This window comes from Sphingobacterium sp. UBA6320 (genome assembly GCF_002440335.1).
Lineage (GTDB): Bacteria > Bacteroidota > Bacteroidia > Sphingobacteriales > Sphingobacteriaceae > Sphingobacterium.
On sequence record NZ_DJTA01000028.1, the window covers coordinates 79,325 to 105,851 of the forward strand.

The 26,527-nt window shown below is 35.9% G+C and carries 41 protein-coding genes; 3 read left to right on the forward strand and 38 right to left on the reverse strand.

The window, feature by feature from the left end:
* Positions 1-151 precede the first annotated feature (151 nt).
* On the reverse strand, positions 152-724 hold the full coding sequence (locus B3P23_RS17190) for a hypothetical protein (RefSeq protein ID WP_260947296.1): 573 nt from the start codon (positions 722-724) through the stop codon (positions 152-154).
* A gap of 320 nt (positions 725-1,044) precedes the next feature.
* Between B3P23_RS17190 and B3P23_RS17195 the strand changes: the two genes are divergently transcribed.
* Entirely contained in the window at positions 1,045-1,782 is a 738-nt protein-coding gene (locus B3P23_RS17195) for a lysophospholipid acyltransferase family protein (protein WP_094771526.1), read from the forward strand.
* Here B3P23_RS17195 and B3P23_RS17200 read toward each other — a convergent pair whose 3' ends face one another.
* Positions 1,783-2,913, reverse strand: coding sequence for a glycosyltransferase family 2 protein (locus B3P23_RS17200; RefSeq protein ID WP_293928403.1), 1,131 nt, complete (start codon positions 2,911-2,913; stop codon positions 1,783-1,785).
* On the reverse strand, positions 2,897-3,874 hold the full coding sequence (locus B3P23_RS17205) for a flippase-like domain-containing protein (RefSeq protein WP_248754919.1): 978 nt from the start codon (positions 3,872-3,874) through the stop codon (positions 2,897-2,899). The genes B3P23_RS17200 and B3P23_RS17205 overlap by 17 nt, the downstream gene beginning before the upstream one ends.
* A gap of 122 nt (positions 3,875-3,996) precedes the next feature.
* Here B3P23_RS17205 and ruvC point away from each other — a divergent pair, with 122 nt between their 5' ends.
* Positions 3,997-4,563 (forward strand): crossover junction endodeoxyribonuclease RuvC, encoded by a 567-nt coding sequence (ruvC, locus tag B3P23_RS17210; RefSeq protein WP_045754636.1) that lies wholly within the window; start codon positions 3,997-3,999, stop codon positions 4,561-4,563.
* Positions 4,564-4,565: 2 nt separating this feature from the next.
* Here the strand turns inward: ruvC and B3P23_RS17215 are convergent, their stop codons facing one another.
* A complete protein-coding gene (locus B3P23_RS17215; RefSeq protein ID WP_045755616.1) occupies positions 4,566-5,609 on the reverse strand; it encodes a hypothetical protein in 1,044 nt (347 codons plus the stop codon).
* A gap of 223 nt (positions 5,610-5,832) precedes the next feature.
* Between B3P23_RS17215 and B3P23_RS17220 the strand changes: the two genes are divergently transcribed.
* Positions 5,833-6,306 (forward strand): Lrp/AsnC ligand binding domain-containing protein, encoded by a 474-nt coding sequence (locus B3P23_RS17220; protein WP_045754637.1) that lies wholly within the window; start codon positions 5,833-5,835, stop codon positions 6,304-6,306.
* Positions 6,307-6,361: 55 nt separating this feature from the next.
* On the opposite strand, the gene B3P23_RS17225 is transcribed toward B3P23_RS17220, so the two are convergent.
* From B3P23_RS17225 to rplC, 34 genes are all read right to left on the reverse strand, one after another.
* A complete protein-coding gene (locus tag B3P23_RS17225) occupies positions 6,362-7,426 on the reverse strand; it encodes a M20 family metallo-hydrolase (RefSeq protein WP_293928404.1) in 1,065 nt (354 codons plus the stop codon).
* Complete coding sequence (gene proC / locus B3P23_RS17230) at positions 7,419-8,222, reverse strand: pyrroline-5-carboxylate reductase (protein WP_045754639.1); 804 nt, start codon at positions 8,220-8,222, stop codon at positions 7,419-7,421. The genes B3P23_RS17225 and proC overlap by 8 nt, the downstream gene beginning before the upstream one ends.
* A gap of 11 nt (positions 8,223-8,233) precedes the next feature.
* A complete protein-coding gene (gene argB / locus B3P23_RS17235; RefSeq protein WP_293928627.1) occupies positions 8,234-9,031 on the reverse strand; it encodes an acetylglutamate kinase in 798 nt (265 codons plus the stop codon).
* A 45-nt stretch (positions 9,032-9,076) separates the two neighbouring features.
* Complete coding sequence (locus tag B3P23_RS17240) at positions 9,077-10,042, reverse strand: acetylornithine carbamoyltransferase (protein WP_260947310.1); 966 nt, start codon at positions 10,040-10,042, stop codon at positions 9,077-9,079.
* 19 nt (positions 10,043-10,061) lie between these two features.
* On the reverse strand, positions 10,062-11,195 hold the full coding sequence (locus B3P23_RS17245; protein ID WP_293928405.1) for an aspartate aminotransferase family protein: 1,134 nt from the start codon (positions 11,193-11,195) through the stop codon (positions 10,062-10,064).
* A 139-nt stretch (positions 11,196-11,334) separates the two neighbouring features.
* Positions 11,335-11,832, reverse strand: coding sequence for a 50S ribosomal protein L17 (gene rplQ, locus B3P23_RS17250; protein WP_045753993.1), 498 nt, complete (start codon positions 11,830-11,832; stop codon positions 11,335-11,337).
* A gap of 73 nt (positions 11,833-11,905) precedes the next feature.
* Entirely contained in the window at positions 11,906-12,898 is a 993-nt protein-coding gene (locus B3P23_RS17255) for a DNA-directed RNA polymerase subunit alpha (protein ID WP_045753992.1), read from the reverse strand.
* Positions 12,899-12,989: 91 nt separating this feature from the next.
* The gene (gene rpsD, locus B3P23_RS17260) at positions 12,990-13,598 is read right to left on the reverse strand and encodes a 30S ribosomal protein S4 (protein ID WP_045753991.1); all 609 of its coding nucleotides are present in this window, start codon (positions 13,596-13,598) and stop codon (positions 12,990-12,992) included.
* Positions 13,599-13,656: 58 nt separating this feature from the next.
* Complete coding sequence (gene rpsK, locus B3P23_RS17265; RefSeq protein ID WP_045753990.1) at positions 13,657-14,046, reverse strand: 30S ribosomal protein S11; 390 nt, start codon at positions 14,044-14,046, stop codon at positions 13,657-13,659.
* A 10-nt stretch (positions 14,047-14,056) separates the two neighbouring features.
* Positions 14,057-14,434, reverse strand: a complete 378-nt coding sequence (gene rpsM, locus B3P23_RS17270) for a 30S ribosomal protein S13 (protein WP_045753989.1) — start codon at positions 14,432-14,434, stop codon at positions 14,057-14,059.
* A 27-nt stretch (positions 14,435-14,461) separates the two neighbouring features.
* Positions 14,462-14,578 carry a 50S ribosomal protein L36 gene (gene rpmJ, locus B3P23_RS17275; RefSeq protein ID WP_038702005.1) on the reverse strand — a complete coding sequence of 39 codons (117 nt, stop codon included), beginning with the start codon at positions 14,576-14,578 and terminating at the stop codon, positions 14,462-14,464.
* A gap of 46 nt (positions 14,579-14,624) precedes the next feature.
* Positions 14,625-14,843: a translation initiation factor IF-1 gene (infA, locus tag B3P23_RS17280; RefSeq protein ID WP_002997456.1), complete on the reverse strand. Its 219-nt coding sequence runs from the start codon at positions 14,841-14,843 to the stop codon at positions 14,625-14,627.
* A gap of 74 nt (positions 14,844-14,917) precedes the next feature.
* A complete protein-coding gene (gene map, locus B3P23_RS17285; RefSeq protein ID WP_045753988.1) occupies positions 14,918-15,700 on the reverse strand; it encodes a type I methionyl aminopeptidase in 783 nt (260 codons plus the stop codon).
* A gap of 9 nt (positions 15,701-15,709) precedes the next feature.
* Positions 15,710-17,047, reverse strand: a complete 1,338-nt coding sequence (secY, locus tag B3P23_RS17290) for a preprotein translocase subunit SecY (RefSeq protein ID WP_045753987.1) — start codon at positions 17,045-17,047, stop codon at positions 15,710-15,712.
* Between the two features lie 3 nt (positions 17,048-17,050).
* Positions 17,051-17,497: a 50S ribosomal protein L15 gene (gene rplO / locus B3P23_RS17295; protein WP_045753986.1), complete on the reverse strand. Its 447-nt coding sequence runs from the start codon at positions 17,495-17,497 to the stop codon at positions 17,051-17,053.
* Positions 17,498-17,611: 114 nt separating this feature from the next.
* The gene (rpmD, locus tag B3P23_RS17300) at positions 17,612-17,791 is read right to left on the reverse strand and encodes a 50S ribosomal protein L30 (protein ID WP_045753985.1); all 180 of its coding nucleotides are present in this window, start codon (positions 17,789-17,791) and stop codon (positions 17,612-17,614) included.
* A gap of 5 nt (positions 17,792-17,796) precedes the next feature.
* Positions 17,797-18,300, reverse strand: a complete 504-nt coding sequence (rpsE, locus tag B3P23_RS17305) for a 30S ribosomal protein S5 (protein WP_307724950.1) — start codon at positions 18,298-18,300, stop codon at positions 17,797-17,799.
* A 27-nt stretch (positions 18,301-18,327) separates the two neighbouring features.
* Entirely contained in the window at positions 18,328-18,690 is a 363-nt protein-coding gene (gene rplR / locus B3P23_RS17310) for a 50S ribosomal protein L18 (protein ID WP_186812817.1), read from the reverse strand.
* Positions 18,687-19,241: a 50S ribosomal protein L6 gene (gene rplF, locus B3P23_RS17315; RefSeq protein WP_045753983.1), complete on the reverse strand. Its 555-nt coding sequence runs from the start codon at positions 19,239-19,241 to the stop codon at positions 18,687-18,689. The genes rplR and rplF overlap by 4 nt, the downstream gene beginning before the upstream one ends.
* Positions 19,242-19,261: 20 nt before the next feature.
* Complete coding sequence (rpsH, locus tag B3P23_RS17320) at positions 19,262-19,663, reverse strand: 30S ribosomal protein S8 (protein ID WP_244914430.1); 402 nt, start codon at positions 19,661-19,663, stop codon at positions 19,262-19,264.
* Positions 19,664-19,798: 135 nt separating this feature from the next.
* Positions 19,799-20,068, reverse strand: a complete 270-nt coding sequence (gene rpsN / locus B3P23_RS17325; protein WP_021190937.1) for a 30S ribosomal protein S14 — start codon at positions 20,066-20,068, stop codon at positions 19,799-19,801.
* Positions 20,061-20,630, reverse strand: coding sequence for a 50S ribosomal protein L5 (gene rplE, locus B3P23_RS17330; RefSeq protein ID WP_045753981.1), 570 nt, complete (start codon positions 20,628-20,630; stop codon positions 20,061-20,063). The genes rpsN and rplE overlap by 8 nt, the downstream gene beginning before the upstream one ends.
* The gene (rplX, locus tag B3P23_RS17335; RefSeq protein ID WP_045753980.1) at positions 20,630-20,977 is read right to left on the reverse strand and encodes a 50S ribosomal protein L24; all 348 of its coding nucleotides are present in this window, start codon (positions 20,975-20,977) and stop codon (positions 20,630-20,632) included. Before rplX ends, rplE begins: the two co-directional genes overlap by 1 nt.
* A 2-nt stretch (positions 20,978-20,979) precedes the next feature.
* On the reverse strand, positions 20,980-21,348 hold the full coding sequence (rplN, locus tag B3P23_RS17340) for a 50S ribosomal protein L14 (protein ID WP_021189647.1): 369 nt from the start codon (positions 21,346-21,348) through the stop codon (positions 20,980-20,982).
* Between the two features lies 1 nt (position 21,349).
* Positions 21,350-21,604, reverse strand: a complete 255-nt coding sequence (gene rpsQ / locus B3P23_RS17345) for a 30S ribosomal protein S17 (RefSeq protein WP_021189648.1) — start codon at positions 21,602-21,604, stop codon at positions 21,350-21,352.
* Between the two features lie 12 nt (positions 21,605-21,616).
* On the reverse strand, positions 21,617-21,835 hold the full coding sequence (gene rpmC, locus B3P23_RS17350) for a 50S ribosomal protein L29 (protein WP_045753979.1): 219 nt from the start codon (positions 21,833-21,835) through the stop codon (positions 21,617-21,619).
* Positions 21,836-21,927: 92 nt separating this feature from the next.
* A complete protein-coding gene (gene rplP / locus B3P23_RS17355) occupies positions 21,928-22,350 on the reverse strand; it encodes a 50S ribosomal protein L16 (protein WP_045753978.1) in 423 nt (140 codons plus the stop codon).
* A 57-nt stretch (positions 22,351-22,407) separates the two neighbouring features.
* A complete protein-coding gene (gene rpsC, locus B3P23_RS17360) occupies positions 22,408-23,199 on the reverse strand; it encodes a 30S ribosomal protein S3 (protein ID WP_045753977.1) in 792 nt (263 codons plus the stop codon).
* An 11-nt stretch (positions 23,200-23,210) separates the two neighbouring features.
* Positions 23,211-23,645, reverse strand: coding sequence for a 50S ribosomal protein L22 (gene rplV / locus B3P23_RS17365; protein ID WP_045753976.1), 435 nt, complete (start codon positions 23,643-23,645; stop codon positions 23,211-23,213).
* A gap of 6 nt (positions 23,646-23,651) precedes the next feature.
* On the reverse strand, positions 23,652-23,918 hold the full coding sequence (gene rpsS, locus B3P23_RS17370; protein WP_021189653.1) for a 30S ribosomal protein S19: 267 nt from the start codon (positions 23,916-23,918) through the stop codon (positions 23,652-23,654).
* Positions 23,918-24,745, reverse strand: a complete 828-nt coding sequence (gene rplB / locus B3P23_RS17375; RefSeq protein ID WP_021189654.1) for a 50S ribosomal protein L2 — start codon at positions 24,743-24,745, stop codon at positions 23,918-23,920. The genes rpsS and rplB overlap by 1 nt, the downstream gene beginning before the upstream one ends.
* 6 nt (positions 24,746-24,751) lie before the next feature.
* Positions 24,752-25,042, reverse strand: a complete 291-nt coding sequence (gene rplW / locus B3P23_RS17380) for a 50S ribosomal protein L23 (protein WP_045753975.1) — start codon at positions 25,040-25,042, stop codon at positions 24,752-24,754.
* Between the two features lies 1 nt (position 25,043).
* On the reverse strand, positions 25,044-25,673 hold the full coding sequence (gene rplD, locus B3P23_RS17385; protein WP_045753974.1) for a 50S ribosomal protein L4: 630 nt from the start codon (positions 25,671-25,673) through the stop codon (positions 25,044-25,046).
* A 3-nt stretch (positions 25,674-25,676) separates the two neighbouring features.
* Entirely contained in the window at positions 25,677-26,294 is a 618-nt protein-coding gene (gene rplC, locus B3P23_RS17390; protein WP_045753973.1) for a 50S ribosomal protein L3, read from the reverse strand.
* Positions 26,295-26,527 lie beyond the last annotated feature (233 nt).

Sequence of the window (26,527 nt, forward strand, 5' to 3'; positions counted from 1 at the left end):
AAATAAAAACCACCAATATCAGCGAATTTGGTATAAAATTTATTATGTCGATATACGATCTTCCACGAATCTAAACTGAATATTGACAATCAAATGAGCGAATAGCAATAAGCTCTCCTAGAACAAATAAGCAGCCGGATATAGTAAAATGTTATTCACTGGGATTTTTAAGAAACTCTTGATTTACTTGGATGGCAATACGGATTAATTCATCTTTTTTTTGAGTACCAATTAAAAGTCTAGATCCATCTTTAAATATTAATTGTAAACCGACTGACCCTTTTGTATTGTAAGCTTTGCCCTGGCTACCATTTCGATATCCCCAGCCGCCATAATCGGCGATGGGATTATAATCCTTAACATACAAATCATCTAGTTGCGACCACAGAATCAATTTGGTTTTTAGTAGAAATGGGAAAAACTGGATAGCTATTCCCTCTTCATTTATAGTCGTTTTTAAGTTTATAAAAGAAAATAAAATAATGATACCTACTACGATCCAAAATGCTGGATTGAAATTCATTTTACTAAAATCACCTTTGAATATATTGACTACATCATAATTTACTGTAGATAGTAGCAAAAAAATCATTAAGACGATCATCCACCAACTCCAAAATGTTTGTTTCTCTTGAAATTTCATATCATTCAATACAGTTATAGCGAAAAAATTTACGATAAGATTATCTCCTTCATTGCGAAAAGTTGGATCACTGTTAGTCATTTGATTGGCCTGTTTGCCAAAGGAAGATAGATTTAAATAAAATAGATCAATATAATTCCTTTTACTCTAAACTAAATGTGTTCAATATATTCCAAATCAACTTCTGTGATAATCTGTATAGCAAGAAGTACAGATTACTTTCACAAATACGGTATTTATTAAAATGTTTTAATCTGACCTCCCTAAATATAAACATTATTAAATCAAAAATATATTTTACGAAAGTGAACTTGAATAATATTAAGAACATCTAACCGCAATAATTATTTGTAAACTATATTAATAATTATATTTGCTGTAAATAATAATTAGATTGAAACATGAAGAAGATTATTGGATTTATTCTGACACCTATATTTTATTTCTTTTTTGGCTTATGCCTTTTAATTTTTCATCCCATTCAATGGTTAAGTCTTAAATTAGGAGGATATAATATGCATAAGAAGAGTGTCGATCTACTCAATTTCTTTCTTACTTATTGCAATTGTCTCCTTTTCAATAGCGTAACTTTTATTGATAATAAAAATATCCCTACGGGGCAACCCATAATTTTTGTTGCGAATCATCAAAGTACATTTGATATACCGGCTATGATCTATTTTTTAAGAAGATTTCATGGCAAGTTCATCTCCAAAATAGAATTAGCCAAAGGCATACCCAGTATATCTTTTAATCTAAAACATGGAGGAGCAGCGAATATTGATCGTAAAGATTCAAAACAGTCCATAGGAGAGATTTTAAAACTTGCGAATAATATGAAAACTAAAAATTGGTCTGCTTTTATTTTTCCTGAAGGGACACGTACAAGAAATGGTAAAATGAAATCTTTTCACGTGGGTGGAATCGCTACCATATTGAAAAAAAATCCAGATGCACTTATTGTTCCAATAGCCATTAATGGTTCTTATGAAATGACTAAAAGTGGTTTATTTCCGCTAACACCTTTTGTAAAAATGAGTTGGGAAGTATTGGATCCAATTGATAAAACCGATAAAACTTTAGAAGAAATAGTTTTAGAAGCGGAACAAAAAATTCGTATGAGAGTCAAAAATGGTTAATTATTTGACTTGCCTTCCTTTCCAATCATATTTCCCAATATTACCCAACACCCCTATATACACGAGATAAATAATATGTAGAGAAGACAGAATCGGTAAGTACTTCATTAATTCCTCTCTATTGGAAAATCGCGTCAAAGGTTGTATAAACAAATATTCAACTATTATCTTAGCAACAAGGACGACCAGAAAAGTAAAAAGATAGGTATAATGATAAAATAGACCCGCCAAAAGACAGGCAAGCATACAAAAATTAAATAGCCAAATCGTAATCCCTAGTAAGACGATTGCTTTGTTTTTATATTTAGTACTTTTTGATGCCCAACGCTTGCGTTGGCTGATAAATGATTTCAATGTGGGTTTAGCATCAGTATATACAATTGCGTCAGTAGATTTACAAAAACCTATCTTATGGGGATATTTAGCAGCAACTTTATGTAAAAATAGTTCGTCATCACCCGAAGCCAACTCATCTATTCCTGAAAATCCACCCAATTCATAGAATACATCTTTACGATAAGCTAAATTTGCACCATTACAAGTTGTTGGGTTTTTATTTCCAATACCAGCAGCTCCCAAACCTATTAAATATAAAAACTCAAGTGTTTGAAGTCTTTCAAAAAAGGATTTTTCTTCTGAATAAACAACTGGCGAAGATAACATGTATAAATCTTGAGTTTCAAAATAACTAATGATCGTTGACAACCAATTCTCATCCATACGACAGTCAGCATCTGTCGTAACGATAATATCTCCACTACATAAATCAATGGCTTTTGAAATAGCTAATTTCTTATATGAGTTCAATTTATTACTCTCATTGAGCTGAATCAATTGCACTCCTCTGTCCGCATAGGACAATACAACTTCACTTGTACGATCGTTAGAATGATCATCTATCACAATTAACTCGAGCAGTTCCGAAGGAAATCTTTGATGCAAAATAGCTTCGATAGTCCTTGCGATCCCAGACTCCTCATTGCGAGCGGCGATGATAACTGAAACTCGTCTCGTTGGTTTGTAATTGGATATAACGGTCGGTATCTCAAACCAACCCTTACGCATATACAGCACCAATGCAATATAGATCAGTGCTAATAATATTGTTAAAAAACTAAGACTTAGAATCACCAAAAAAATTTATTTTCAAAACAAAAAAAGAACCTAAAAAAGCTGGAAGTATTAGGTTTACAAACCAAATACAGGATACGATTGCCATTACGGCCAGCTCTTGGTTCGTTATATAACTATAAAGATTACCGGCAACAAAACTTCTTACACTAAAATCAAAAATATCCAATGTAGGTAATGCTGCCTGCACGAAGAACAAAATGAATATCATCAAAATCATTGCCATGACTGGCAATTCTGGCAAAATAACCAACATTAAAATAATATATTGCGAAGTAAAAATGATAAATCGAGCTAATGAGATCAAGATGACCACTAACAATTCCTTAAAAGTATATTCTTCCAAAATGGAGAAGAATGGTTTGATACGCTTCAGAAAACCAATTTTTCCAACGATAACATCTACCCAATGAACATTAAAATATAGAACTAAAAAACCTGTTGCATATAGAATTGCTAATAACCAAATACCAAACCCAATAGATAAAGGGGTTTCCATGTAAGTACATGCAAACCAAGCGATGCTTAATGCTCCCGCTATACTAGTCAATACCAATTGAGCAAATAAACCGACACCCATAGCGACAGCACCCTTAGCTCGATTTTCAGGCTTTAAAAACAAAACTCTTCCACCGTATTCACCAATTCTATTTGGAGTAAAGATAGCCCATGTTAATCCACTAAATACGGACTGGAAAGCTTTACCTAAGGATATTCTTTCAATTCTTATCGAGAGATACTGCCATTTAACAACTTCAAGCATCCAATTTACAAACATTAAAAACACAATAAGACTGAAGGTCAACCAAAAATAATGAGGATCAATCCCAGCTATCAGTGTTTTAAATTTCAGCAGATTATTTGGATCTGATAATTGCTTATAAATGTACCAGCCAGCAAAAGCCAAGACTGCAATTTTAATCAATATACCACTATATTTTTTTTGTGCTTTTGTCAGCATTTCTCAATTTTGGAAACAATGTTACTAAATTTTAGTCAAAGCTAAAGCTATTTTATGGCAATTATAGTATCCTTTCGTCCTTGAATTTATATCCATATCGAATAAAAAATGTAATATTGCACATGCAGAAGGAGAAAGCGAAAGAAAGAATTATTTTAGGCATTGACCCTGGAACAGTTGTTTTGGGCTATGGGGTAATACGAGAACAGGGAAATAACATTAGTCTGATAACAATGGGCGTAGTTAAAATGGGACACCTTGATGATCATGCGCTCAAACTTCAACGCATATTTAAAAAAACGACAGCTCTAATCGAGGAGTATAAACCTGATAGTGTTGCTCTAGAGGCACCATTTTACGGCAAAAACATTCAAGTAATGCTTAAGCTCGGTAGAGCGCAAGGGGTTGCTATGGCCGCAGCGCTTAATTTTGACATACCAATTTTTGAATATGCACCTAGAAAAATTAAACAATCGGTTACTGGCAGTGGCAATGCCACCAAGGAACAGGTGGCAGGGATGCTCAAGTCCCTACTAAAATTCAATGAAACTCCAGAATTTTTAGATGCGACTGATGGACTGGCCGCTGCAGTTTGTCATTCTTTTCAAAAAAATGCGAGCACAGGTAATAGTAAAAGTTACAGTGGATGGAGTGCTTTTGTAAAAGATAATGAGAAAAGAGTCAAATAAGCTTATAGCTGCACTTGTCTAATTACATTTTTTACATTCAATTCTACAATATCAGTCATAGTTTTACATCTCAGATACTGCTCATTCTCATGTGAGATGGCATAAGCTTCGCGTAATTGCTTAATATTCTCCTCTGTAGATAATTGCTGAGTTTTTGATGCATCTCTCAGATCTGCAATTCGATGCCTCTCACTACGTACCCGATGGACAATCGAAGATCGTTCTTCTTGTTGATACTGCGATACTGTTTTATCAGTTAAATGCTCCATAGACAGCTTGACGTAAGGAAAATTCTCTTTAAAAAACTGGGGCATATAGACTTTAGGATTGCCTTCATAAAATTGTTGGTCAAAATCAATTGCACGAATTCGAAATTGAAAATCATCAAAATCAGGAGTGATTTGTACAACGAAGTTATAAGCACGCATGTCTCCTAATAAAGATATAATACAACGTTCATTAAATTTGACAAACTCTTTAGAGATTCGAGTAAGATTATAATCAGGTGTATACATTCTTTGTTTAGCAAAAATATCTCCGGGAATACCCACAATATGCTCTTCCACTAATGTCTCATGATCTACCATATAGTTCACTTGGTTAGGAGACAATATCTCTTCCAATTCCAATCCGTAAATACGTGAAGCATCAGCCTGTTTGATATAAAAGTAATCATAAACATCATTCAATCGATTTACAATTCTAATTCGAAATGGTCTGGTATTTCCAAACGCGCAATATTCGACACGATCAATATACTTATGCTGCACAATTCGGGTATTACCAGATGCCTTTAAATTGGCGTAAATTACTTTCAAACCATCGTAAAGTTGATCGATTAGATATGGTGGATATAGTGGCGTTTCCCAAAAAGTATCATTCCCGTATTTGTCCATGACAGGTATGGTCTCAGTAAAGGAGAGTAGATCCTTATAACTGATAGGTAGTTTTGCGTCACGTTGATATAAACGTAAATATTTATGTAAACCCTCTCCCACAGCATAAATGGGTTTTTTTCTTGAAATTTTAACGTCTTCTATTTCCATAAATTTAGTATTCATGACTTAAAGTCAATAATAATCAAAATGATATAAAAAATTGTTATTCAAATATCACATTAATAATATGTATATAAAATTTTTACTAAATTTACAGACATAAACCAACAAATCTTAGTATTTTTGAAAAATTTAAAATTTTAATCTGTGACGATTATAAAAAACAATATGTCATCGACACTGATTAACTTAATTAATAACAGCACATTTAATGGAAAACAACTATTCTAATTACGATTTAGACAATCTTGATATTCAGATATTATCAATTTTGATGAATGATGCGTCTATTCCTTATACAGAAATAGCAAAAAAATTAATTGTATCTGGAGGTACCATCCATGTTCGCATGAAAAAAATGGAAGAATTGGGTATTATTAAAGGATCCAATCTCATTATAAATCCACAAAAAGTAGGTTTTGATATCACTGCTTTCTTAGGTATTTATCTTGAAAAAGGATCTCAATATTCAGATGCTGTTTCACAATTAAAAGAAATTAAAGAAGTTGTTGAATTACACTACTGTACAGGTCAATATAGTATCTTTGCCAAAATCATCTGTAGAGATACTGTACATCTTCGTAAAGTATTGAATGAAGATATTCAATCGGTACAAGGAATTCAACGTACTGAAACCATTATATCTCTTGAAGAAAGTATAAAAAGACAGATTAGTTTAGTTTAAACTATGAAATCTTATATAAATAAAAAAGCACAAAATATATTTTGTGCTTTTTTATTTATATAATTTTTTCTAACATGCTTATATAATCGTCGATACCATTCCGTATTTCTTCTATAAAAATAAATTCATCTGCGATATGGGAACGCCCGGAAAAACCTGGCCCCAATTTTACTGAAGGAATTCGTAATAACGCTTGGTCACTCATAGTGGGAGATCCATAAGTCTTCTTTCCAAGGCTAATGCCTGATAAAACAAAAGGATGATCTTCTGGAATTGAAGAAGAACTCAATCTAGTCGATCGCGCTGAAACATCCGATAACACGTGCTGTTTTATAATTGCCAATGTTTCTTCATTACTATAAGCATCCGTTGTCCTGACATCAACAACAAAATTGCAAGTCGCTGGTACAACGTTATGTTGTTCTCCACAATGAATCATCGTAACAGACATTTTGATCGGACCCAGTTTATTGGATTCTCGTTCAAATTGGTAAGATTTAAACCACTCAATGTCTCGAATAGCCTTGTAAAGAGCATTTTCACCTTCATCTCTTGCTGCATGCCCAGCTATACCGTGCGCTGTACAGTCCAATACCATTAAACCCTTTTCGGCAATAGCAAGATCCATTAAAGTTGGCTCTCCGACGATGGCAAAATCCAAAGTTCCTAAATCAGAAATTATTGATTCTATCCCTCCTTTTCCAGATACTTCCTCTTCCGCTGTCGCTGCCAAACAAAAATTATATTGAAGATCAGATCGATCGTAAAAATAAAGAAATGCAGCAATTAGAGAAACCAAACATCCTCCAGCATCATTACTCCCTAATCCAAAAAGCTTACCATCTACTTCATCGGGCGAAAACGGATTTCTAGTGTAACCAGTATTGGGTTTTACTGTATCATGATGTGAATTTAATAAGATAGTAGGTTTAAGAGGGGAATAATTTTTATTATAAACCCAAATATTATTTCCTTTACGATACGACTTAATTTGTTTTTTATTAAAAAATTGAGCAATTAAATCGGCTGTTTCACCCTCATCCCTACTAAAAGAAGAAATTTTAATCAGTGATTTCAGTAATGTTAAACTCTCTTCAAATAATTGAACACGATTATTCATTATATAAACCTCCAGCCTTTTGAGCAGATAATTTAATCCCTTTTATGAAGGCGGAGCTGAAACCATGATGCTCCATTTCATTCAAACCTGCAATAGTACATCCTTTAGGGGAAGTTACCTTATCAATTTCACTTTCTGGATGCGTTTGTGTTTGCAGTAACAAGTCAGCTGCACCCTTAGCTGTTTGAACCGCCATCTTTAGTGCATCATGGGCATGAAAACCGATTTCTACACCTCCTTGTGAGGCCGCTCGAATAGCTCTTAAGAAAAAAGCAATTCCACAAGCGCACAGTGCTGTCGCCGAAGTCATTAAATCTTCATTTATGACAACAACTGCTCCAACGGTCTCAAACATCACCTCTACTTCTTTAACGATATGAGCTGCTGCAGTATCCGTAGCAATACAAGTCATTGATTGTCCAATAGCAATTGCCGTATTAGGCATTGCTCTTACGACCGATGTACCTTGTCCTAGCACTTCTTTAATATCCAAACAGCTCACTCCTGAAACAACAGACACAAAAATTTGATCAGAATCCTTCACTATCGGGGCAATTTCTTCCAGAACTTTCCGTAACTGTTGCGGTAAAATTGCAAAAACAATAATATCAGCATCTTGAACGGCCTGTACGTTATTGTCTGTGACGACAAATCCTAACTGGCTTTCATGACTTAATGCTTTAATATTACGTCTTGTTAAAGTAATTTGTTCTGCTTTACAAAATTCACTCTTAACTAAACCTTTTGCAAGTGACAAACCAATATTTCCTGTTCCGATAATGGTGATTCTTTTCATGATTCAAAATTCTATTTTAAGGTTAAACAAGTTCCAAATTGCCCTTGTTGGAACAAGTGCAAGTTATTGGCATGACCAATATACACATTCCTAACACCTTTTTGTATAGCATCAAAAGCATTTTGCAGTTTTGGTACCATACCATCATGGATTGTACCATCTTCCTTTAATTTTGGAAACTCATCAGCATGAATTGAATTAATGACCGACTGATCATCTGTAACATCTCTTAATACACCATTCTTTTCAAAACAGTAAACTAATGACGTATCATATAGAGACGATAGACCAACAGCTAAAGCAGAAGCAATTGTGTCTGCATTCGTATTCAATAACTGGCCTAAACCATTATGAGTGATTGCTGAGAATATGGGAACAAATCCCGCTTCTAAGAATTTTTTAATAGAAGCTGTATTTACAGAATCATGTAAAATATCACCAACAAAACCATAATCAATATCCCTAACAGGACGTTTTATGGCTTTAATAGTTCCGCCGTCAGCTCCACTCAGGCCTATCGCATCACATTTTAAAACTTGAAGTTTTGCAACAATATTTTTATTAGTTAACCCTGCATAAACCATGGTTACAATACGTAACATGGCTTCATCTGTGATTCTACGTCCCTCGACCATCTTAGCCTCAATCCCTAGATCACTCGCCATGCGCGTAGCTATTTTACCACCACCATGCACTAAAATCTTTTTGCCTGGTAATGCTGCAAACTTTTCTAAAAATGAATCTAAAAGTAATTCATCATCAATGATATTGCCACCTATCTTTATAATATTCAGGCTACTATTTGACATCTTTCTCTCTAAATCTTCCAAAATAATATATTTACAAGCTTATTTTTATTTCTTTAAGCTCTCTAGCATACGCTTTAATACTACTTGAGCAGCCCAAACACGGTTACTGGCCTCTTTAATGACTAAAGAATTTGGACCATCCAGAACTTCTGATGACAATTCCAAATCTCTTCTAACAGGAAGGCAATGCATAATTTTTGCGTCATTGGTCAACGCTAATTTTTCGTTATCGATTAACCAATTTTCCTTTACAGGATATACCTGTCCATATTCTTCGTAAGAAGACCAATTTTTCACATATACAAAATCGGCCCCTTGAAGGCTATCATTCAAGTTATTCGATACCTTAGCACCATTTGTAAATTCTTCAGATAATTGATATCCATCAGGATGTACAATTGTAAAATCAACTAAACCTTCTGATTGAGCTTGACACATCCATTCCGAAAATGAATTTGGTACTGCTTGCGGTAAAGCTTTTACATGAGGAGCCCAAGCTAAAACAACTTTAGGCTTCTCCGTTTTTTTATATTCTGTGATGGTTATAATATCAGTCAGACTTTGTAAAGGATGACGGGTTGCACTTTCTAAAGAAATGACGGGTACACCACAATATTGAATAAACTTGTTAAATAAATCTTCCGAATAATCTTCTTCTCGATCTTTTAATTTTGGAAAAGAGCGTAAACCCAAAATATCACAATACTCTCCCATAACGGCAGCTGCTTCACGAATATGTTCGACAGTTGCACCATTCATGACAACTCCATCTTGAGTTTCTAGTGCCCAACCATCTTTATCCATATTCATGACCATGACATTCATTCCTAAATTCATAGCAGCTTTTTGAGTACTCAAACGCGTACGCAAACTCGGATTTAAGAACACTAAGCCCAGCGTTTTATATTTTCCTAAAGATTCTAATTCATTGGGATTAGCTTTTAGCTCCAACGCTTCTTTCACTACGTCAGACACATTTGCAACATCCTTAACAGAAAAAAACTTTTTCATATCTATATTTTAATCAAAATTAACCTTTCAAAATTTCAGCAAACGCTGTTAAAAATTGATCAGCCATTTCTTTTGTTGTATTTAATGCAGGTAATAAACGGATAACAGAAGGCTTAGCCTCTCCTGTGAATATATTATAACTATCTAATAAATCTTTTCTTACATGAGCTAATTCACTAGGCAAATCAATACCTATCATCAATCCACGTCCTCTGACTTCGCTGATCTGTTCAAACTTATTCAATTCGCTTATGAGATAAGCTCCAACTTGAGCAGCATTTTGAATTAAATTTTCTTGTTTAATAACTTCCAAAACAGCAACTGCAGCGGCACAAGCCAAATGATTACCACCAAATGTCGTTCCCAACATACCGTAGGTAGCCACAAATTTGGGAGCTATACTAATTGCACCGATAGGAAATCCATTTCCCATTCCCTTTGCCATGGAATATATATCAGCATCAACACCAGCATAATCATGTGCATAAAACTGCCCAGAACGACCGTAACCACACTGTACAGCATCAGCAATAAATACAGAACCATATTGATCACAAAGTGAACGAATTAACTTAAGAAATGCTACAGATGCCTCACGAATACCCCCGACACCTTGTATTCCTTCAATAATTACAGATGAAATTTCATCGCCATAAGATTGGAATGCCTCAACCAAAGCTTCTTCATCGTTAAAAGGTAAAAATATAACATGATCAGTTTCATTGACCGGAGCAACAATACTTGGATTATCTGTACAAGCAACCGCCAAAGAAGTACGTCCATGAAAAGCTTTTGAAAAAGCAATAACCTTTTTTCGCTTATTATAGAAGGATGCCAATTTTAATGCATTTTCATTAGCTTCTGCACCAGAATTACATAAAAACAAATGATAATCCTCTTTCCCTGAAACCTCACCTAATAATCGAGCTAGTTCACGTTGAATAGGAATCTCGACAGAATTAGAATAAAATCCAATTCGATTTAATTGTTCTGTCACACGTTGAACATAATGTGGATGCGTATGACCAATTGAAATCACAGCATGACCACCATATAAATCCAAGTAAGCATTTCCTTCGGCATCCCACACCGTCGAGCCCTGTGCTCTTACAATATTAATTGGATTAATTGGATAAACGTTAAATAAGTCCATTGATAATGAATAAATAATTAAATGAGAAACATAAGTCCGATATGCATTGCAAATATAGCTAAGTCTTCCTAAAAATCAGTTAAAAATAAAAAAGCCTATCATTTTCATGATAGGCCTTATATCTAAAAAAGTTAAAGAACTAGTCTTTGTTTTCTTCTTCTGTAGTAGTAGTAGCATCAGTTTCTGCTGGAGCTTCTTCAGTTCCTTCAGTTTTTTTCTTAGAAGTACCACGACGACGAGTTGCTTTTTTCTCAGTAGTAGCTTTAGCACCGTAGATTTCATTATAGTCAACCAATTCGATGAATGCCATTTCAGCGTTATCACCTAAACGATTTTCCATTTTGATAATACGTGTATAACCACCTGGACGATTAGCTACTTTTTCCGATATTTCACGGAATAATATAGTAACAGCCTCTTTATCTTTTAAGTAAGCGAAAACAGTACGACGAGAGTGAGTCGTATCGTTTTTAGATTTAGTAATCAAAGGCTCAACATATTTACGTAAAGCTTTAGCTTTTGCTAAAGTAGTTGTGATACGTTTATGTTTTACTAATGACGTTGCCATGTTAGCTAACATTGCCTTTCTATGGCTGTCAGTACGGCCTAAGTGATTTACTTTTTTTCCGTGTCTCATTTTTAATTTAATTTTAATGTATATACCGTCTCTACACAGAGGGAATTATATACAAGCCGCTTATTTTAATATATTAATCTTCGTCTAATTTATATTTAGACAAGTTCATTCCGAATGATAAACCTTTCGATTTAACCAATTCTTGAATTTCGCTTAATGATTTCTTACCGAAGTTTCTGAATTTCAACATATCTGCTACGTCATAAGTAACTAATTCAGATAATGAACGAATATCAGCAGCTTTCAAACAGTTCAATGCACGAACTGAAAGATCTAAGTCAACTAATTCCATTTTCAAAATTTTACGCATATGTAAAATTTCTTCATCAACAACTTTAGTTTCTTCCTTAGTTTGAGACTCAAGAAGCATATTCTCATCAGAAAATAAGATAAAGTGTTGAATTAAGATTTTAGCTGCTTCTTTTAAAGCTTCTTCTGGATGAATAGAACCATCAGTAGAAATATCTAACAACAATTTCTCGTAGTCAGTTTTTTGTTCTACACGGTAGTTCTCAATGGTAAATTTAACATTCTTAATCGGAGTAAAGATCGAATCAATCGCGATTAATCCTACAGGACCATCCACGACTTTATTCTCATCAGCATTTACATAACCACGACCTTTAGCTACGCTCAATTCTACTTCAATTGTAACCGAGTTATCCATGTTACAGATAACCAAATCAGGGTTTAATACTGTAAAGTTGTTTGAGAATTTTGTGATATCACCAGCTGAGAATTGCTCTTGACCATTGATTACTACAAATATCTTTTCGCTATCACCTTGATCACCTGTTTTTTGAAAACGAACTTGTTTCAAATTCAAAATAATCTCAGTAACGTCTTCAACTACACCTTTAATAGTTGAAAATTCGTGCGAAACGCCTGAAAACCTTATCGACGTAATTGCATATCCTTCTAATGAGGACAATAAAATACGGCGCAAAGCATTACCAATGGTTACACCAAAACCAGGCTCCAATGGACGAAATTCGAACGTACCATCAAAATCTGTAGATTTTTGCATGATAACTTTATCCGGTCTTTGAAATGCTAAAATTGCCATTTATTTCTTTTTAAAGTTTTTGTAATAATACTTGCAATACAATAGAATATGCATAATCCATGATGGACTATGCATATTACTACTTTATTTATTATTTAGAGTATAACTCTACGATTAAGTTCTCTTTGATGTTCTCAGGAATGTCAGATCTCTCAGGGTAGCTTAAGAAAGTACCTGTAAGTTCTTTAGCATTCCACTCCAACCATGAGTATTTGTTGATAATTCTACCAGCAACTGAATCAGTGATTGTTTCAAGAGTTTGAGAACGCTCACGAACAGCGATTACATCACCTGGACGTAAGCTATATGATGGAATGTTAACTAATTCACCGTTAACAGTAATGTGTTTGTGCGATACTAACTGACGAGCAGCAGAACGAGTAGGAGCGATACCTAAACGGTAAACCGTGTTATCTAAACGAGCTTCTAATAATTTCAAGAAGATCTCCCCTGTAATACCTTGTTTTGAGGCAGCTTTAACAAACAAATTAGCGAATTGACGCTCTAACACCCCGTAAGTGTACTTTGCTTTTTGCTTTTCTAACAACTGAATAGCATATTCAGATTGTTTACCTCTGCGTTTAGATGCTCCATGTTGTCCAGGAGGATAATTCTTTTTTTCTAACGCTTTATCTGGGCCGAAAATCGGCTCTCTAAATTTACGGGCAATTTTGGACTTAGGTCCTGTATATCTAGCCATTTTTTTTCTCTTAAAGTATCTATTAGCCTTTAGCTAATGAATCTTATCTTTAACCTAATTAAACTCTTCTACGTTTTGGAGGACGACAACCGTTGTGAGGAAGTGGTGTAATATCTTTGATAGTAGTTACATCAATTCCAACAGTTTGTAATGTTCTGATAGCCGACTCACGTCCAGCACCAGGTCCTTTTACGAATACCTCTACTTTACGTAGACCTAAATCGTAGGCAACTTTACCACAGTCATTTGCTGCTTGACCCGCTGCGTACGGTGTATTCTTTTTAGAACCTCTAAAACCCATTTTCCCAGCGCTTGACCAAGAAATAGTTTGACCTTGATTATTAGTCAAAGTAACAATGATATTATTAAACGTAGCATTGATGTGTGCTTGACCAACAGGCTCAATTACAACAATACGTTTTTTTGCAGCTTTTTTACTTTTAGCCATTTCTTAATTTTTATTTAGTAGCCTTTTTCTTGTTTGCAACTGTCTTACGTTTACCCTTACGAGTACGAGAGTTGTTTTTAGTGCGTTGACCACGAACTGGTAAATGCTTACGATGACGTAATCCACGGTAACATCCAATATCCATTAAACGTTTGATGTTTAATTGAATTTCTGAACGCAATGCACCTTCAACTTTAATTTCATCAGAAATTAATGTACGAATTGCTGCCAATTGCTCATCATTCCAATCTTGAACCTTAATGTCCTGACTGATTCCCGCCTTATCTAAGATAAGCTCCGCTGTTGTACGACCGATACCAAAAATGTAGGTAAGGCCGATAACACCCCTTTTGTTTTTAGGTAAGTCAATACCTGCTATCCTTGCCATATATGTTTAGCGATTATTTTTAATTAATTAACCCTGACGTTGTTTGTACTTAGGGTTCTTTTTGTTGATTACAAAAACTTTTCCTTTGCGACGAATGATCTTACAATCAGCGCTACGTTTTTTTATTGATGCTCTTACTTTCATGATCTTAATTATTTTCAAAAGCTTGCACTATCAGACAATCAACCCGTTACTTATAACGGTATGTGATACGTCCTTTAGTCAAATCATAAGGAGACATTTCTAATTTAACTTTATCCCCAGGCAGAATTTTGATATAGTGCATACGCATTTTACCAGAAATATGAGCAATAATTTCATGCCCATTTTCCAATTCTACCCTAAACATAGCATTAGAAAGTGCCTCTCTAATTATTCCATCTTGTTCAATTGAGGCTTGTTTAGCCATATATTCTTGATTATTATTTTGTTAAATAGCCTGCAAACAGGAGTGCAAAGATATATAAAATAATTGAAAATCAACTATTTTTCACCTAAAACTTTCTCTACATGTTCAAATGTCAACAACACATCGGGCTCGCCTTTACGAATAGCGACCATTTGTTCGAAGTGCGCTGACAGTTTACCATCAACAGTACTTACTGTCCATCCATCATCCCAAAATCTCACGCCTGCTTTTCCTGCGTTGATCATTGGCTCTATACAAATAACTAAGCCCGACTCTAATTTGGCACCAGAACCGCGTTTACCGTAGTTAGGAACTTCTGGTTTTTCATGTAAATGAAGACCAACACCATGTCCAACCAGTTCTCGTACAATACCAAAACCGTATTTAGAAACATGCTCCTGTATAGCTGCACCGATATCACCTACACGTTTTCCAGCCACAGCTTGCTCTATGCCTTTGTACATAGATTCTTTTGTTACATCAAGTAACAGCTGCGCTTCTTCAGTAATATTACCAACACCGAAAGTGTAGGCCGAATCACTAATGAAACCGTTAAGATTTACGCCACCATCAACAGAAACAAGATCTCCATCTTTGATTATATAATCACTAGGAAATCCATGAACGATCTGATCGTTAACAGAAATACATAGTGAGTATGGAAATCCATGATAATTAAGGAACGCAGGCGTCCCACCATTATCATGGATAAACTCGTAAGCTAACTTATCAAGAGATAAAGTGGTTATGCCAGGTTTGATAACCTGAGCAACTTCACCAAGCAATTGCGAAAGCACATTTGCTGACAATCGCACTTGCTCAATTTCTTCCTCTGATTTATAATATACTTTAGACATCTAAAGAATTTAAATTGCCGACTGATCTACACCTTCTACTGCCGCAGGAGTTCTTCCTTTAATGCGTCCAGTTTTCATTAATCCGTCATAATGACGCATTAATAAGTGGCTTTCAATTTGTTGCAAAGTATCCAACACAACACCTACCAAAATCAATAAAGACGTACCTCCATAGAAATGCGCAAATTGATTATTAATACCGAATAAACTTGCAATAGCAGGTAATATAGCAATGATCGCAAGGAAAATTGCACCAGGGAATGTGATATTTGAAATCACACGATCAATAAAGTTACTTGTTTCTAGACCTGGTTTAATACCCGGTACAAATCCTCCATTTTTCTTCATATCATCAGACATTTGCTGAGGATTAACCATAATAGCTGTATAAAAGAATGTAAATGCTATAATCAAAATAGCAAAAGTTACATTATAAGCAACAGATGTATAGTTACTCAAAGACGTTAAAAAATCTGATTGAAGATTAGGGAAAAACTGACCTAGACTCATTGGCACAAACATAATAGCTTGTGCAAAAATGATTGGCATTACACCGGCAGCATTTACCTTAAGAGGAATATACTGTCTAACTCCACCTACCTGTTTATTTCCAACAATTTTCTTTGCATATTGAACCGGGATCTTACGAACACCTTGTACGATTAAAATCGTAAATACAACTACAAAAAATAAAGCTAAAAATTCAAGTAATAATGGAATTGGTCCACCACCACCTTTACTCATACGTGACACCCACTCCGCGGTAATACCACTTGGCAATTGTGCGATAATACCCGTCATAATGATCAAAGAAATACCATTACCAATACCTTTATCAGTAATTTTCTCTCCTAGCCACATTACAAACAAAGTACCCGCTGTCAAAACTATTGCAGTAAGAATAGTGAACATTGGATCTGCTAACGTTTTTGCTGAAGGCTCAATCTGAGTTCTCACATACGCAAACGCTTGAAGCAAAGTAATCGCTAACGTTAGATAGCGCGTAATTTGATTCATTTTAGTACGACCACTTTCACCCTCCTTCTGCATTTTTTGGAAATAAGGTACCGCGATGCCCAATAACTGAACAACAATGGATGCCGAAATATAAGGCATTACCCCTAACGCAAAGATAGCTGAACGAGAGAATGACCCTCCTGCAAACATATCCAATAGACCAAGTAAACCTTCTTTTTGACCAGAGGCCAAAGCTTGGGGATTTACTCCAGGTAATACAATATGACATCCAATACGGTAAATTAGAAGAAATAGCAACGTATTCAAGATACGCGTGCGTAGATCATCAATTTTCCAAATATTGGTTAAGGTTGTGATTAGTTTCTTCATTTATTAAAGTTTAACGATAGAACCGCCTGCTGCTTCAATAGCTTGTTGAGCAGTAGCCGAGAACGCATGCGCTGTAACTTCAACTTTTGCTTTCAACTCACCACGACCTAAGATTTTTACTTTGTCTTTCTTAGATACTAAACCGTGTGCAACCAATTCCTCTAAGTTTACAGTTGTCAAGTTATGTTTCTCTACCAATTCTTGTAAAGCATCTAAGTTTACACCATTATACTCAACACGGTTTAAGTTCTTGAAACCAAATTTAGGTACACGACGTTGCAAAGGCATTTGACCACCTTCGAAACCGATTTTCGTTGAGTGACCTGAACGAGAACCAGCACCTTTATGACCACGTGTAGAAGTACCACCGCGACCAGAACCTGTACCACGACCAATACGTTTACTACTTTTTACGGAACCTTTTGCAGGTCTTAAATTACTTAAGTTCATTTTAAAACTAAATTGTGTTAGGCCTTCGCTTTCACTAAACAGGTCCTAACGATTAAAAAATTGATTATAATAAAGTAATGGAAAGAACAATATTGTTCTTTCCATATGCTCATATTAAATAGTTTCGATAGCTACTAAGTGATTTACTTTTCTCACCATACCAATAATAGCTGGTGTAGCTTCAACTTCTACTGAGTGATTGATTCTTTTCAAACCTAATGCCTCAATAGTTTTCTTTTGGCGCTCGCTTCTGTCGATAACGCTCTTTATCTGGGTGATTTTGATTTTTGCCATGATAATTAACCGTTAAATACTTTGTTTAAATCGACACCACGGTGCTGTGCTACTGTATATGCATCACGCATGTTAGCTAAAGCATCAATAGTTGCCTTTACCACATTATGTGGGTTAGATGAACCTAATGATTTTGCTAATACGTCTTTGATACCAGCAGACTCTAATACTGCACGCATAGCGCCACCTGCTAAAACTCCTGTACCCGCAATTGCTGGTTTAATCAAAACTGAACCTCCAGAATATTTACCATATTGTGAGTGAGGTACAGTACCTTTGATAATAGGAACTTTAACTAAGTTTTTCTTAGCGTCGTCAATTCCTTTCGTAATTGCTTCAGTAACCTCTTTCGCTTTACCTAAACCGAAACCAACGATACCGTTTTCATCACCTACAACCACGATTGCAGAGAAACTGAAAGTACGACCACCTTTAGTAACTTTAGCTACACGTTGGATACTTACTAAGCGATCTTTTAATTCAATCTCGCTTGATTTTACTCTTTTTATATTGCTTAATGCCATTTCGTTCTATGATTAAAAGTCTAAACCGCCTTCGCGAGCACCTTCAGCCAAAGATTTGATACGGCCATGGTATAAGTACCCATTACGGTCAAAAACTACTTTACTAATTCCAGCTGCAACTGCTTTTTCTGCAACTAATTTACCTACCGCTTTTGATTGCTCAACTTTGTTGCCTGCAGCAGCAAAATCTTTTGAAGCACTAGAAGCAGACACTAATGTCTTTCCAGCAACATCATCAATGATTTGAGCGTAGATACCTTTATTACTTCTAAAAACTGACAAGCGTGGACGCTCTGTTGATCCAGCCAGGTGTTTTCTGATTCCTTTTTTGATTCTCTCTCTACGAGATGCTTTATGTCCTGCCATGGTTATTATTTTTTAGCTGATTTACCTGCTTTTCTTCTTAATACTTCACCTACAAACTTAATACCTTTACCTTTATATGGCTCTGGTTTACGGAAGCCGCGGATTTTCGCTGCGATTTGACCGATTAATTGTTTGTCGATAGATTCCAAAGTGATAGTAGGGTTTTTACCCTTATCAGCAGTTGTTGTTGCTGTAATTTCTTTTGGCAACATAAATACAATCTGGTGAGAGAAACCTAAAGTTAACTCTAATACATTACCTGTGCATGTTGCACGGTAACCTACACCGACTAATTCTTGAGTAGTTTTGTAACCTTCAGTTACACCGACAACCATGTTGCTCAATAAAGAGCGGTATAATCCGTGTAATGCTTTGTGTCTTTTTTGATCTGTAGCACGAGTTACTACGATGTTTCCATCTTCTTGAGCAACTGTAATGTCACGATCAACTTGTTGTGTTAATTCACCTTTAGGGCCCTTTACTGTAACTAAATTCTTGTCAGATACAGTCACCGTTACACCAGCAGGCATAGCGATAGGCGCTTTTCCAATTCTTGACATTTCTTTGTGATTTTCCTAGATTAATAAACGTAACATAAAACTTCACCGCCAACATTTTGTAAGCGAGCTTCTTTGTCTGTCATAACTCCTTTAGAAGTTGACAAAACAGCGATACCCAAGCCGTTCAAAACACGAGGCATAGTCTCAACACTTGCATATTTTCTTAAACCAGGTTTACTCACACGTGTCAACGTACGAATAGCCGAGATTTTGCTAATTGGATTGTATTTCAAAGCAATTTTGATTGTGCCTTGAACTCCAGTCTCATCAAATTTGTAATTAGCAATGTAACCTTTGTCAAAAAGAACTTTAGTAATTTCTTTTTTAAGGTTCGATGCAGGAATTTCAACAACCCTGTGGTTGGCCTTAATGGCATTCCTTACTCGTGTAAGGTAATCCGCTATTGGATCTGTATTCATTATATATAAAAGTTGTGACAACGGTTTCCTTTCCAACTTTTGGAGCAGACCTTTTGTCGATTAATAAATTTTAACGTAAAAAACCCTAGCAAATCTGAAAAAAGATTTGCTGGGGCAAAATTACTTATTTTTTTGATATTACCAAGAAGCTTTTTTAACCCCCGGGATTTTACCGTCTAATGCCATCTCACGGAATGTTACACGAGAGATACCAAATTGACGCATATATCCTTTAGGACGTCCTGTTAATTTACAACGGTTGTGTAAACGAACTGGAGAAGCATTCTTAGGCAATTTATCTAATGCAGCATAATCACCAGCAGCTTTTAACGCAGCACGTTTGTCAGCAAATTTAGCTACTAATTTAGCGCGTTTTACTTCGCGAGCTTTTAATCCTTCCTTAGCCATTGTTATTAGTGTTTTGATTTTTAAATGGTAAACCGAATTGTTTCAACAATTCTAAAGCCTCAACATCATTTCCTGCACTAGTCACGAAAGTAATGTCCATACCTTGAATTTTGTTGATTTTATCAATGTTGATCTCAGGGAAAATGATTTGCTCAGTAATTCCTAAGTTGTAGTTACCTCTACCGTCGAAACCTTTATCGTTGATACCACGGAAGTCACGAATACGTGGAAGTGATACAGCGATTAAACGATCTAAGAACTCATACATGTTGTTATCACGCAAAGTAACACGCGCACCAACAGGCATACCTTTACGTAATTTGAAGTTTGAGATATCTTTTTTCGATTTAGTTGCAACAGCTTGTTGACCAGTAATTAATGTTAACTCTGCAATAGCGTTATCAATTAATTTTTTATCTGAAGTGGCAGCACCTACACCTTGTGAAACAACGATTTTCTCAAGTTTAGGAACCTGCATAACACTTTTATACTGGAATTTTTCTTTAAGTGCAGTACGGATTTCCTCCGCATATTTCACTTTTAATCTTGGTACGTAAGTCATTATTTAATTTCCTCCCCTGATTTTTTTGCTACACGAACAATTTTACCATCTTCGTTAACTTTACGACCTACGCGAGTAGGAGCTCCTGTTTTAGGATCGATTAAAGCTAAGTTAGAAATATGGATAGCTGCTTCTTTTTCAATAATACCACCATTAGGATTAGCCGCACTTGGTTTAGTGTGTTTTTTGATGATATTAGCGCCTTCTACAACAGCTCTATTAGCATCCACTAAAACTTGCAATACTTTTCCTTGAACACCTTTAGAGTTACCAGCGATAACTTTCACTAAATCACCTTTTTTGATTTTGATTTTGTGTGTAGTTGTTGTTGTTTTTTTGTATGCCATAATTATAAAACCTCCGGTGCTAGTGATACAATTTTCATGAACTGTTTCTCACGTAACTCTCTAGCAACTGGGCCAAAGATACGTGTACCACGTGGTTCATCATTATTATTTAATAATACTGCAGCGTTGTCATCAAAACGAATATAAGAACCATCTTTACGACGGATTTCTTTCTTAGTTCTAACAACTACAGCTTTAGAAACAGTACCTTTTTTTACGTTTCCTGAAGGTAAAGCGCTTTTGATGGTAACAACAATTTTATCACCTATCGAAGCATAACGCTTACCTGTGCCACCTAACACACGGATTACTAAAACTTCTTTAGCTCCGCTGTTATCAGCAACATTTAGTCTTGATTCCTGTTGTACCATGTTATTTAGCTCTTTCTAATATTTCTACTAATCTCCAATTCTTAGTCTTACTCAGCGGACGAGTTTCCATAATTAATACCGTATCGCCGATACCACAGGTATTAGTTTCGTCATGAGCTGTAAATTTAGTAGTTTTTTTAACGAATTTACCATAGATAGGGTGTTTCACTTTACGCTCAACCTTTACTACGATAGATTTCTCCATCTTATTGCTAACTACTAAGCCGATTCTTGTTTTTCTTAATTGTCTTTCCATTTCGACTTCAATTTATGCCTCAGAGGCTGTTTCTTTCTTAGCTGCAGCTTTACGAGCACTCAATTCAGTACTTAAACGAGCGATATCTCTACGAGCTGTTTTGATTACATTAGGGTTCTCAATTGCAGAAACAGCATGTGCAAATTTCAATTTGCTAAGGGCAGCTTTCTCTTCTACTAAACGAGCAGCTAGATCCTCTGTTGATAATTCTAAAATTTCTGAATTTTTCATTTTATTTCAGTTGTTATATTGGGTTATCATTAGTTTATATATAGCCTTAGGAGTAACGGTCCTAAGGCTTAAATAATGACATTACCAACGATTTATGCTTCTACGTAATCTCTACGTATAACAAACTTAGTTTGAACCGGAAGCTTTTGAGCTGCAAGACGTAATGCTTCTTTAGCAATTTCTAAAGACACACCTTCTGCTTCAAATAACATACGGCCTGGGCGTACTACGGCAACCCAGTATTCTGGAGCTCCCTTACCTTTACCCATACGAACCTCTGCAGGTTTTTTAGTAACGGGTTTATCAGGGAAAATACGGATCCAAACTTGACCTTCACGTTTCATGTAACGTGTCACTGCAATACGAGCTGCCTCGATTTGACGGCTTGTGATCCATGCTTCCTCCATTGACTTGATACCGAAAGAACCAAAAGCTAACTCTGCTCCACGAGAAGCGTTACCTTTCATACGTCCTTTCTGCATCTTTCTGAACTTTGTTCTTTTTGGCTGTAACATGTTCGTTATTTATTTTAATCCCGTCAGCGACGGGATATTTTTAAATCTTATTATTAATTAATCTCTTTTTGCACCACGGTTGTTGCCACCACGATTGTTGTTTCCGCCACGACGGTCACCACCACGACCACCTTTACGGTTGTCACGACGATCAGCACCGCCTTCGTTTCCACCACGTGTTTTCACACCAGAAGCTTGACCAATGTTTGGAGATAAGTCACGTTTACCGTAAACCTCACCTTTACAGATCCAAACTTTGATACCGATTTTACCGTAAGTAGTAAGTGCCTCAGCTAATGCATAGTCGATATCAGCACGCAATGTATGTAAAGGAGTTCTTCCTTCTTTGTACTGCTCAGAGCGTGCCATTTCAGCACCACCCAAACGACCAGAACACATAATTTTGATACCTTCAGCACCCATACGCATTGTCGATGCAATAGAAGTTTTCATTGCACGACGGAATGAAATACGCGCCTCTAATTGTTTAGCGACACCCTCAGCTACTAATTTAGCATCTAACTCAGGACGTTTAATCTCAAAAATGTTAATTTGAACATCTTTTTTAGTGATTTTCTTTAACTCTTCTTTGATCTTATCAACTTCCTGACCACCTTTACCGATAACGATACCAGGTCTTGCTGTATGGATAGTAACTGTGATACGTTTTAAAGTTCTTTCAATAACAACTTTTGCTACACCACCTTTTGCTATACGAACAGAAAGATATTTTCTAATCTTCTCGTCTTCTACTAATTTATCGGCATAGTTTTTTCCTCCGAACCAATTAGAATCCCAACCTCTGATGATTCCTAATCTGCTACCTATTGGATTTGCTTTTTGTCCCATTTCTCAATAAATTAGTTTTGTTCAACGTTAGATTTACTGTCAACGATCAAAGTAACATGGTTTGAACGCTTACGAATTCTATAACCGCGACCTTGTGGAGCTGGACGTAATCTTTTCAATTGACGACCACCTGCTACTTCGACTTCTTTAACGTATAATTGACTATCTTCAACTGATTTACCTTCGTTTTTAGCTTCCCAGTTTTTAATTGCAGATAATAATAATTTTTCTACACGGATTGCTGCTTCTTTGCTTGTATGCTTTAAAATATATAAAGCATTCTCTACTTTCTCGCCACGAATTAAGTCCACTACTAAACGCATCTTACGAGGTGAAGTAGGGCAATTTAATAATTTGGCAGTAGAAGCTCCTCCTATTTGAGCTTTCTCTTGCTCTTTGCGCTGTTTTATTAAAACAGACTTTTTAAGTTTTTTTGTTGCTTCCATTACCTATTATTTTTTCTTTTCTGCGTGGCCTCTGAATGTACGCGTAGGAGCGAATTCGCCTAATTTGTGACCTACCATGTTTTCCGTTACATAAACAGGGATAAATTTATTCCCGTTGTGCACTGCAAAGGTATGACCAACAAAATCAGGTGAAATCATTGATCTGCGAGACCATGTTTTGATAACTGACTTCTTGTTAGTTTCATTCATAGAAAGAACTTTTCCTTCTAAGTTGTGATCGATATAAGGACCTTTTTTAATTGAACGAGCCATTATTTTTTCCTTCTCTCAATGATGTAACGATTCGATGTTTTCTTCTTGTCGCGTGTTTTGAAGCCTTTAGCTAAAACACCTGTGCGTGAACGAGGCTGACCTCCTGAGGTACGACCCTCACCACCACCCATAGGGTGATCGACAGGGTTCATAGCTACACCACGAACTCTTGGACGACGTCCTAACCAACGGTTACGACCAGCCTTACCTAACACTTCGATTCTTCTATCATGGTTAGATACTGAACCAATTGTAGCTACGCAAGTCAATAAGATCATACGTGTCTCACTTGAAGGTAATTTGATAATAGCATATTTACCATCACGAGCAGACAATTGAGCATATGTACCAGCCGAACGAGCGATTGAACCACCTTGACCAGGATTCAATTCAATGTTATGGATGATAGAACCCAATGGAATGTTTGCTAATGGGATTGTATTACCTACTTCTGGGGCAACTTTTTCTCCTGCTACTACAGTCATTCCAACTTTTAAACCAGCTGGAGCGATGATATAACGTTTCTCACCATCAGCATAATGCAATAATGCAATACGTGCTGTACGGTTTGGATCGTATTCAATTGTAGCTACTGTTGCAGGGATATCTTTTTTATCGCGTTTGAAATCTATTAATCGGTATACTTTCTTGTGTCCCCCACCGATATAACGCATAGTCATTTTACCGGATTTATTACGACCGCCCGATCTTTTGTTGCTTCCAACTACTAATGATTTTTCAGGAACATTAGTTGTTACGTCAGAATAGTCAGCGCCTACTCTGAAACGAGTACCAGGGGTTACCGGTTTGAATCTTTTAACTGCCATCTCTAATTATATAGTACTGTAAAAGTCAATAGTTTCGCCATCTTTAATTGTAATGACAGCTTTTTTATACTTAGGAGCTCTACCAGAAACAAAACCTGCTTTTGTGTAACGGCTTTTTGCTTTACCTGCTACTACTGCAGTATTAACCGCAAGAACAGTAACACCAAACATAGCTTCAACTGCTGTTTTGATCTGAATTTTGTTAGCTCTGTGATCTACTTTGAAAGCATAACGGTTTAATTTTTCCGTTAAAAATGAAGCTTTCTCAGTTAAGATAGGTTTTTTAATAATGTCCATATTACTTAGCTAATGCCTCCTCCAAAGTTTTAAGAGAACCTGTAGTGAACAATAATTTAGTAGCATTCAATACATCATATGTATTCAATTGATCTACCGTAATTACTTTTGCTTTCTTCAAGTTTCTGCTTGATAAATAAACGTTGTTATCTTGCGCTTGTAAAACCAATAAAGTTTTCTCATTCGCTACATTTAAAGCATTTACTAAAGCAACATAATTTTTAGTTCCGATTGAGTCAAATTTAACTTCATCTAATACTAAAACATTGTTGTCAACAGCTTTGTAGCTTAACGCTGATTTACGTGCCAATTGTTTCAATTTTTTATTCAATTTGAAAGAATAGTCACGAGGTTGAGGACCGAATACACGACCACCACCATTAAACAATGGAGATTTGATAGAACCCGCACGAGCACCACCTGTACCTTTTTGTTTGTGTAATTTACGAGTTGATCCCGCGATTTCATTACGTTGTTTAGATTTGTGAGTTCCTTGGCGTTGATTCGCTAAGTATTGCTTCACGTCCAAATAGATCGCATGATCGTTAGGCTCTAACCCAAATACCGACTCAGGAAGTTGCACCTTGGCACCTGTTTCTTTACCTGATAAATTTAAAACTTTAACTTCCATTTCCTATTTGTCTACAACTACATAAGAACCTTTAGCTCCTGGGATGGAACCACTAACAACGATTAGGTTTTGATCAGCATAAACTTTCAAAACTTGTAAGTTCTGAACTTTAATTCTGTCACCACCCATACGACCCGCCATACGCATACCTTTAAATACACGTGAAGGCCAAGAAGCCGCACCAATTGAACCTGGAGCACGTAGTCTGTTGTGCTGACCGTGAGTCGCACCACCTACACCACCAAATCCATGACGTTTCATTACACCTTGAAAACCTTTACCTTTAGAAGTACCGACTACGTCAACATACTCCCCCTCTTCAAAAAGTGTAACGTCAACTACGTCACCAAGTTGTTTTGCATCTGGAAAAGTTTTAAACTCTACCAGCTTACGCTTAGGCGTTGTATTTGCTTTTGCAAAGTGCCCTTTTAAAGAATTCGTTGTGTTCTTTTCTCTTGCTTCATCGAAGCCAAGTTGAACAGCAGCGTAGCCATCTTTCTCTTCCGTACGTATCTGCGTAACCACGCACGGACCAGCTTGAATAACAGTACAAGGAATGTTTTTTCCCTCTGCATCAAACAGGCTTGTCATTCCTACTTTTTTTCCAATAATACCTGACATGTTGTAAATTAATTAATTAAAAGTCCATCGAAGCAGTAGGGCTTCGCTCAAGACGTATTTCTCCCAATAAGGGACTGCAAAAGTAAGAAGAATTTTCTAAGTATCAAATTATTAGCGCATTATTTTTTTATTTTTTTATCCCGATCAAGAAAATAAAAAAATAACCGATTGAATTATTAAAAATTAATCGAATAGCAGACAACTCACGGATACGATAAACATATAACTTAATT